Origin of the sequence: Xanthomonas vasicola, from assembly GCF_000772705.2 — a bacterium.
Taxonomy (GTDB): domain Bacteria; phylum Pseudomonadota; class Gammaproteobacteria; order Xanthomonadales; family Xanthomonadaceae; genus Xanthomonas; species Xanthomonas vasicola.
Window position 1 is genome coordinate 1 of the sequence record NZ_JSBW02000046.1, and the last position, 2,186, is coordinate 2,186.

At 60.9% G+C, this 2,186-nt stretch carries 1 protein-coding gene and 1 pseudogene; both read right to left on the reverse strand.

Going from position 1 to position 2,186, the window contains the following annotated elements:
• Positions 1–125: 125 nt before the first annotated feature.
• Positions 126–344: pseudogene (locus NX05_RS22495) on the reverse strand (MASE1 domain-containing protein); the annotation flags it as partial.
• 204 nt (positions 345–548) lie between these two features.
• On the reverse strand, positions 549–1,976 hold the full coding sequence (locus NX05_RS12430; RefSeq protein ID WP_039434494.1) for a sugar porter family MFS transporter: 1,428 nt from the start codon (positions 1,974–1,976) through the stop codon (positions 549–551).
• Positions 1,977–2,186: the final 210 nt, after the last annotated feature.

The window sequence follows — 2,186 nt, forward strand, 5'->3', positions numbered from 1 at the left end:
ACCTCACGCCGCGTCCGCTTGCGCTTGCCGTTGTACTCCGCATCGCCGAAGGTCAGTTGCATCGTCGTTGTCCGTTGCGTCTGTGTGATTGTCGCAGGATCAAGGGGAGTTGTTCAGAGTTTCCCTAAGAGAAACGGCCAACGACGGTATGGCATAAATAAAAGCGACGCAGCTCTCAGGCCAGCCGGCAGGTACCATTGATCAACAGACAGATGCCAGACAAGCAGATAGACAACGCAATATCCCAGACTTAGCAGAAGCCCTTCAGCCAGCTCTCTTGCACCTGCCATACAACCACTCCCTGGTTCGTCGACCATTTTGTCTAGTGTGAAGCGATTTGCCATACCGCGTATAGCTGAAGCGCACAGATCGCGAGAGATAAGTAAGGGCAACAGCCCTTATGCCATCCCCGGGAAATGTTCTTGCACTTCAGTGGTGCAATGGTGGCTGTCGTCACTTTGCCCGTTACTTAACTCATTCAACGAAAAAAGCCGCGCAATGCGCGGCCTTCTTCATTTTTGATACCGATATCTGCACAACCGGGGTCATCAGCCCTCCATCTGCTCCAGCTCTTTGCCCTTGGTCTCATAAACGTATTTGAGTACGAAGAACACCGAGATGAAGGCGGCGACGGTGTAGATGCCGTAGGCACCAGCCAGACCGATGCTGCCGAGCAGGATTGGAAAGCTGACGGTGATGGCGAAGTTGGAGGTCCACTGCGCGGCACCGGCAATGGCCAGGCCCGAGCCGCGGATCTGGTTGGGGAACATTTCGCCCAGCATTACCCACATCACCGGGCCCCACGAGGCGTTGAAGAACACCACGTAGACGTTAGCGGCGACCAGCGCGAGCATGCCCATGGCGTCGGACATGGCGAGCTTGCCATTGGGGTCCAGCGAGGCGGTGGCGAATGCATAAGTCACCAGGGCCAGCGAGACGGCCATGCCAGCCGAGCCGATCCACAACAGCGGCTTACGACCGATCTTGTCCACCAGCATCACCGTGACCAGGCAGGCGCCGATGCTGAGGCCGCCGGACAGCACGTTGATCAACAGCGCATCCTGTTCGGAGAAGCCGACTGCCTGCCACAGCACCGCGCCGTAGTAGAACACCACATTGATGCCGACCAGCTGCTGGAAGACCGCCAGTCCAATCCCGATCCAGACAATCGGGCGAACCTTGCCGGTGGCCTTGTTGATCAGGTCGGAGAACTTGGGCTTGTGCTGATCGGCAGACATCGAGGCGGAAATCTCGCCCAGCTTGGTCTGCGCGGCGGCGTTGCCGTACAAGCGCTTGAGCACCACCAGCGCCTGCTCGCGGCGGCCCTTGACCACCAGGTAGCGCGGGCTCTCGGGGATGACCAGTAACAACAGCAGGAACAGCAGCGACGGAATCGCCTGCATCCAGAACATCCAGCGCCAGGCGGCCTGCCCGGCCCAGAGCGGCTCGGTGGAAGCGCCGGCGGCGTTGGCCAGCAGGTAGTTGCTCAAAAACGCGCAGAACAGCCCGCTGATGATGGCGATCTGCTGCATCGTGGCGAGCCGGCCGCGATAGCGTGCGGAGGCCACCTCGGCAATGTAGGCCGGCGAAATGACACTGGCCGCGCCAACCGCAAAACCGCCCATCACGCGGGCGAAGATGAAAAAGCCGGAACTGTGCGAAGCACCGGCGCCGATGGCCGAGAGCAGGAACAGCGCAGCGGAAATGATCAGGACCGCGCGGCGTCCCCAACGGTCGGCCAGGCGGCCGGCAAAGAAGGCGCCGATGGCGCAGCCCAGCAGCATCGAGGCGACTTCGAAACCGGTCTCGGCGGCGGTGGACTGGAAGGTCTGTTTCAGGCCATCGACGGTGCCATTGATCACGCCGCTGTCGAAGCCGAACAGGAAGCCGCCGATCGTGGCTACACAGCTGATCAGGATGATGAAACGGGTGTTCTCGCCGGCATCGGGGGCGCCGTTGATGGAAACACTGGACATGGGTTCACCTGGGAACATGCAAGGGAGCGTCCACGGGGGTGGCCGCCATCGGCCGGCGACGCAATGCGCCGCCGGCCACGGGACATCAACGCGTCAGATACTGATTGATCAGGTTTTCGTACGCTTCCTGGCGGCCGCTGATCTGCTTGGGCACATTGCCGGTGGCATGCTTGGCCAGGTCGGCCAGCGTGATCTTGCCAGAGGCGGTAG

What these genes read in the sequence shown, in the direction of transcription:
- NX05_RS12430 (WP_039434494.1), bottom strand. Translation starts at nt 1,976, where the DNA reads ATGTCCAGTGTTTCCATCAACGGCGCCCCCGATGCCGGCGAGAACACC.